This is a genomic window from Nocardia sp. NPDC050717 (genome assembly GCF_040654275.1).
GTDB lineage: Bacteria > Actinomycetota > Actinomycetes > Mycobacteriales > Mycobacteriaceae > Nocardia.
The window spans coordinates 106,745-112,744 of sequence record NZ_JBFAHR010000018.1; the positions used below are offsets into that span (position 1 = coordinate 106,745).

Consider the following 6,000-nt stretch of genomic DNA (forward strand, 5'->3'; position numbering starts at 1 on the left):
CCGACTACCTCGCTTCGACGGCTGCCCGGAGCTTGCCCGGGTGGTGGCAAGCCATGACGCGTCGTCCGAAAGCGGCATTGGCAGCGCTGGCCGCGATCCTGGTCGCCACCGTCGGCTGCGGCTCGGCGGAGCATGGCTCCGACGAAGGCATCACACTGGTGGTCGCCGACGGATTCTCCGGTGGGCATCCCGTCAGCAAAGGTGGCTCCGCTCCGTTTTTCGCTTATCTGCGAGAGCATGGTCCCGAGGTCGGCCTGCACCTGGACTACTACGGTGCCGGACAACTGGGCAAGACCCAGGAAATGCTCACCCTCGTCCGAACCCGCGCGGTGGACATGGGATTCGTCCTGCCGGCCTACCTGGCCGACGAGTTGCCGCTGACCGGAGTGGGTGATCTTCCGGGGCTGACCGACGATCCGTGCACGACCGTTCAGGTGCTCGATCCCTTGGTCAAACCCGGCGGGATCATCTATGACAAGGAGATCGAGCAGCGCGGTGTCGTGCCACTGTGGGGTGCCGCCGTCTCCGGGATCGAGGTCTTCACCGCCGACCGCCGCGTCACCCGACCCGACGACCTCGCCGGGCTGTTGGTGCGCTCGCCCGGTGGCGTGGGTGACCGGGTCGCGAAAGGCCTTGGCGTGGCCCCGGTCTCGTTGCCGGTCGGCGACATGTACGAGGCGCTCTCACGCGGAACGATCGATGGTGCGCTGCTGCCGCGCTATGCCGTGCTCTCCTACAGCTTCCAGGAGGTGCTGCGGTACGGCACGCTGCGGGCGAATCTGGGCTCGAGCAGCATCTGGTTCACCATGAACGCCGATGCCTGGGCCGAGCTCGACGATGCGCAACGACGGGTGGTACAAGAAGCCGCTGAAGTGGCGCGCGCCGGAGCCTGCACGTCGATCGCCGCGGCCGACACGAAGGCCGTCGACGCGATGCGGGCGGCCGGAATCCACTTCGACGAGGTCAGCCCACAGACCCGCCCACAGTGGGACGCCGCGCTCGCGAACGTGCGCGCAGAATGGGTTCGCGACCTGGAATCAGCCGGCCTGGACGCCCGCGAGGTTCTCGACGCGATCGAAGCCCGGGTCGGGGAAGCGGCGAAATGAGTATCGTTCACCCCTTCCGGCACGGCGCCGCCCAGCGCACCATGTTCGGTTATCGCACCGAGCAACACCCCGGACTGGACCGCGTCCAGAACGGCATCTCGGCGGTCTGCGGTGTCGTCGCCGGCATCGCGATCGTCGCGATCGTCGCGTTGACGCTCGTCGACGTGGTCCTGCGTACCTTCTTCTCCGTCACATTGGGTTGGGCGGTCGCGTTCATCGAGATGTACCTGCTCACCATCGTGGCGTTCTTCGGACTGGTGACCGCCTATCGCAGCGGCGCCCACGTCGCCGTGACCAGCCTCTTCTATCGCCTGGGCGTGCGGATGCGGAAAGTTCTGCTGATTCTGGCGTACCTGGTGCTGCTCATCGGCATGGGAGCACTGCTCGTCGCCGGCATCGAAGGCCTGGGGTTCGCGATCGCCATCGACGAAGGACCGATCCGCGGGTCGTCGGAACTGCTCATACCCGGGTGGTTCATGCGCGCGATTCTGCCCGTCTCGATGGTTCTCGGCATGATCGTGGTGCTCATCGATCTCATCCGCGAGCTGATCGCGCCATGGACAGTCCTCGCCACCGACTACGACCCAGGCGACACCCCTGAAACCCCGGTGGCTACAAGCCGTTCCGGTACCGACATCGCGGGAGGTGCGCGATGATCGCGCTGGTCATGGCAGTACTGCTGATCGTGCTGATCGCCGTCCGAGTGCCGGTGTCGTTCGCGATTCTCGGCGCCGGTCTGGCGGGCTTGGCGCTACAGCTGTCGGTCGGGGCCGGACTCGGAGTCCTGGAGGCGATACCGGTGGGGTCGGTGCAGTCGCTGTCCCTGTCGGCGATTCCGCTGTTCATCCTGATGGCACATCTGATGCTGATGTCGGGAATGATGGACTCGCTGTTCAACGCCGGGCGAACGATGTTCGGCCGGATCCCGGGCGGCACCGGAATCGCTTCCACCGCAGCGGGAGTCGGGTTCGCGGCCATCTCCGGTTCGTCGACCGCCGCCGCGGCGACACTCGCCGAGACGACCAGCAAACGCATGATCGACGAGGGATACCGCCCGACCACCGCCACCGGCATCGTGGCCTCGGTCGGCACGCTCGGCGGCATGATCCCACCCAGCGTCATCCTCGTGTTCTACGCCGTCACCGCGGAAACCAGTGTCGGTGACATGATCGTCGCCGGCCTGGTTCCGGGGCTGATCATCGCCGCGGCGCTGCTGGCGGCCATGCTGCTGCCCGCCCTGCGCGACCCGTCCAGGATGCCGCGCGGCGAGCGGTCCTCCTGGTTGACCAAGATCAAGGCGATCCTCGAGGCCCTGCCGATCGCGGTCGTGTTCCTGGCGGTGGTCGGGCTGATCTACTTCGGCATCGTCACGCCCACCGAGTCCGCGGCCATCGGTTGCCTGGTCGCCGCACTGCTCGTCGCGATTCGCGGCCGCATGACCGTCACCGGTCTCGTCGACGCGGTAATCGATTCGGTCAAGTCCAGCGCGATGATCTTCGCCATCGTGATCGCGGCCCACGTGTTCGGTTACGCGTTCGCGCAGACCAAGGTCGCGGCCTCGATGGTCACCTGGATCGAGGGTCTGCCGGTTCCGCCGATCGCGATCATGCTCGCGTTGCTGGTCATGTACATCGTGCTCGGCTTCTTCATGGACCAGGTCGCCATCATCGCCCTCACCGTGCCCATCGTCTTGCCACTGGTGGAAACGATCGGCTACGACGTGATCTGGTTCGGCGTGTTCGTTGTCCTCATGGGCGAGATCGGCCTGATCTCCCCACCGCTCGGACTGAACGTCTTCGTCGTCGCGCGCGCGACCGGCCGCGACACCGTCGAAGTGTTCCGGGGTGCCGCGCCCTACGCGGTCGCCATGGTGATCGTCGCCATCGGCTTCATCCTGTGGCCCGATGTCGTGACCTGGCTACCGGATTCGCGATAGCTGCCGGCGTCACGGGCTGTCGGAGACACCGATGTCCAGAGGTGAGCGCAGGCCGGCAGGTCGACTTCGATGCCGCGCCTGCGCTCCCGCGCCGATGATCACGACGGCAAATCGAAACCGGGGCGCGCGTGCTCAGCCGTTCCCCATGACCAGCACGATCTTTCCGACGGCTTCGCCGGATCGCAGCCGATCGGCGGCTGTATTGCTCTGTGTCAGGCGCAGGGTGCTGTCGATCACCGGTCGGATCTGCCCGCGAGCGACGGCCGGGATCACCTCGGGCAGGAGCGCGGCGATGACCTCGGCCATCTCCTGGTCGCGGGTGAAGCCGAAAGAGACTCCATGAATCGTGAGATGCCGGTAGGACACGGCGTCGAGGTCGATGGTGGAGGCCGGGCCGGCGAGGCGGCCGATATTGACGACGTGACCGTCGACCTTGGTCGCGGGCAGACATCGGGCGAAGGTATGGCCCGCGACGTGGTCGAGCACCACGTCGACGCCCTGACCGTCGGTGGCATCGAGGGTGGCTTCGGTGAGGTCTTGTTCGTCGGTGGCGATGACCGTGTCGACCCCCGCCCCCTCCAACAGCTCGCGTTTCGCGGCGCGGCGGGTGGTGCCGATGACCTGGGCAGCGCCGAGGGCTTTTGCCAATTGGGCGCCGATGAGTCCGATGCCGGTGGACGCGCCGATGATGAGCACGCTGTGTCCGGCAGTGAATCCCGCGGCGGTGAGTGCGCCGTGTTCGGTGAGTAGACCGGTCGGCAGCGCGCACGCCACGGCCGGATCGAGATCGCCGGGGCGGGGGAGAACGAAGCGTTGATCGGCGACGATGTATTCGGCGAACGACGCCGGAATCGACCCCATCACCGGATCGCCGACCTGCCACCCGTCCACGCCGTCGCCGAGCGCGGCTACCTCACCGGCGTATTCGAAACCGGCGATGAACTGGTTGCCGTGTCCGCCGTGAGTCGGGTCTGCGGCGGCGAGCATCGGCAGGTCGGCATTGTTGGTGGCGGCGGCCCGATTACGCACCAGGATCTGGCCTGCCGCGGGCTGCGGGCGCGGAACCTCTCGCAGTACCCAGTCGGGGCCGATTCCGGAAACGAGTGCGCGCATCGTGTCGGTCAAGCGTGCTCCTGGCGATAGCTGGGTCAGCGGCGCCCGACGGCTCTCGGGCCGGGGGTGAGGTCGATGCCCACCCCGGCCCGGTCAGGATCAGTTGAACAAGTCGAGAAGCGAGCCCTCGTTCTCGGACCCGATGATTCCGACCGGCGTGCTGCTGCCATCATCCAGGATGGCGTCGAGGTTCGCCTGGATGTCCTCCGGCGTCGCCTCGGGGTTCGTATACCCGTCGTTCATCGTGAGTGCGAAGCGCTGCATCAGACCGCCCTGGCTCAGGAGGGTCTCGCCGGTGATGGAACAGTCCTCGTGCGCGAGGTAGGCGACCGTCGGAGACACCATTTCGGTGGTCATCGTCGCCTCGAGCTTCTTCTTGAGATCATCGGGGATCTCCGCTTCCGCCGCCATGCGCGTGTAAGCGGTGGGGGCGATCGCGTTCACGCGAATACCGACCGCGAGCGCCTCCATGGCGAGAGTGCGGGTGAACGAGAAGACCGCACCCTTCGAGGCCACGTAGGCGCTCTGCTGTTCGAAGCCGACCAGCGTCGGTGACGCGGTGTTGACCACTCGCCCCGCGCCCGACGCGATGAGATGCGGCCAGGCGGCGGCCGTCACGGCCGCGGTGCCGAGAAAGTTGACCTCGATGTGCTGCCGGATGCCTTCGATCGCCTCCGGCCCGAAAGGGGTCATGTGGTTGATGCCGGCATTGTTGACGAGAATATCGAGACGCCCGAACGCCTCGATCGCGGTCTGCACGATCGACTCAGCTCCGGTGGTCACGCTGTCGTGGTTCGCCACGGCCTTTCCACCCGCTGCGATGATCTCGGAGACCACGTCGTCGGCCGGAGAGGTATCGGATCCTTGCCCGGCGGCAGAAGATCCGAAGTCGTTGACTACGACCGATGCTCCCCGTGAGGCCAGCAGCAGCGCGTGCGAACGGCCGAGCCCCCGGCCGCCGCCCGTGACGATGGCGACCTTCCCGTCGAAACGCAACATGGTCTCTCACTTCCCTCCATGCATGGCATGGACGCAGGTCGACGGGTCGCGCGGCGGCCCATCTGGTTTAAATATATTTAATAGTATATGTCGACTCAAGGATGGTGGTGCAAGGATCAGGCGAAATCGGCCGACAAGACGGCGCGGTGACCAGGTCGGCGCGGTGCGAACGGTCGCGCTACTGGATCGGCTCGGGTCGCTCGGCCCGCGACGGGCGGCGCGGTGCGGGTTGTCGGAGGCAGGTTGACCAAGCAGGTGGATGTCACCTATCGGCCGTTGGCATGACACCCAAGATGGCGGCCGTCGCGCCGACTTGACGGCGGGTGGTCCCGGGCCTGCGCTCGGCAAGCCATCTCGGTCGATACCGATCCTGTAGCAGCCCCTGCTCCTACTGCGACACCGGCTTCGCCGGAGCATGCCCTCGGCGATCTTGTCCGAGAACAACCGCTCCACGGCCCGTGGTAACCCGGGAGTGCCCCGCGACCGCATCGGCGCGCGTCCGATGCTTTCCGCAACGCCTGCGTATTGGAGTACGCCCCCAAGATCAAGTCTGGCGGCTTGGAGAGGGCGGGCCTACCGACGGTGCTGAGTGCTGAGGTGGGTGAGGCACTGCGGGTGCTGCTGCAATTGATACCGGCAACGGCACTGCCGGGTCGCCCGCGAGTAGATCCGTCGGGATGTCATCTCGCCGCCGCACGCCTGGAGCTGTAAGTGTTGGTGAATCCTGCCGGCGTCCTGGTCGTCCCCTGGTTGAACCGCCCCGGTGAGTCCGGAGACCTATCGGTGTGACAGCCCAACGGTGTGCTGGGCTGAGTGTTGAGCGTAGTGCGCGGCCTCCATCTCCAC

5 protein-coding genes are annotated in these 6,000 nt (G+C 66.5%); 3 read left to right on the forward strand and 2 right to left on the reverse strand.

What is annotated here, in order from left to right; translation table 11 throughout:
• Nucleotides 1-53 precede the first annotated feature (53 nt).
• From dctP to AB0H56_RS28015, 3 genes are read left to right on the forward strand one after another with little or no spacing between them, the layout of a single operon-like run.
• On the forward strand, nt 54-1,106 hold the full coding sequence (dctP, locus tag AB0H56_RS28005; protein ID WP_357168687.1) for a TRAP transporter substrate-binding protein DctP: 1,053 nt from the start codon (nt 54-56) through the stop codon (nt 1,104-1,106).
• On the forward strand, nt 1,103-1,762 hold the full coding sequence (locus AB0H56_RS28010) for a TRAP transporter small permease subunit (protein WP_357168689.1): 660 nt from the start codon (nt 1,103-1,105) through the stop codon (nt 1,760-1,762). Before dctP ends, AB0H56_RS28010 begins: the two co-directional genes overlap by 4 nt.
• On the forward strand, nt 1,759-3,042 hold the full coding sequence (locus AB0H56_RS28015; protein WP_357168691.1) for a TRAP transporter large permease: 1,284 nt from the start codon (nt 1,759-1,761) through the stop codon (nt 3,040-3,042). The genes AB0H56_RS28010 and AB0H56_RS28015 overlap by 4 nt, the downstream gene beginning before the upstream one ends.
• Before the next feature lie 132 nt (nt 3,043-3,174).
• Here the strand turns inward: AB0H56_RS28015 and AB0H56_RS28020 are convergent, their stop codons facing one another.
• Together AB0H56_RS28020 and AB0H56_RS28025 are read right to left on the reverse strand one after the other, a co-directional pair.
• Nucleotides 3,175-4,167 (reverse strand): zinc-binding dehydrogenase, encoded by a 993-nt coding sequence (locus AB0H56_RS28020; RefSeq protein WP_357168693.1) that lies wholly within the window; start codon nt 4,165-4,167, stop codon nt 3,175-3,177.
• A gap of 87 nt (nt 4,168-4,254) precedes the next feature.
• A complete protein-coding gene (locus tag AB0H56_RS28025) occupies nt 4,255-5,154 on the reverse strand; it encodes an SDR family NAD(P)-dependent oxidoreductase (RefSeq protein WP_357168695.1) in 900 nt (299 codons plus the stop codon).
• Nucleotides 5,155-6,000: the final 846 nt, after the last annotated feature.

Excerpts from the sequence above, each read along its gene's own strand:
- dctP (WP_357168687.1), top strand. The coding sequence starts at position 54 with ATGACGCGTCGTCCGAAAGCGGCATTGGCAGCGCTGGCCGCGATCCTG.
- AB0H56_RS28015 (WP_357168691.1), top strand. The coding sequence starts at position 1,759 with ATGATCGCGCTGGTCATGGCAGTACTGCTGATCGTGCTGATCGCCGTC.
- AB0H56_RS28025 (WP_357168695.1), bottom strand. The coding sequence starts at position 5,154 with ATGTTGCGTTTCGACGGGAAGGTCGCCATCGTCACGGGCGGCGGCCGG.
- AB0H56_RS28010 (WP_357168689.1), top strand. The coding sequence starts at position 1,103 with ATGAGTATCGTTCACCCCTTCCGGCACGGCGCCGCCCAGCGCACCATG.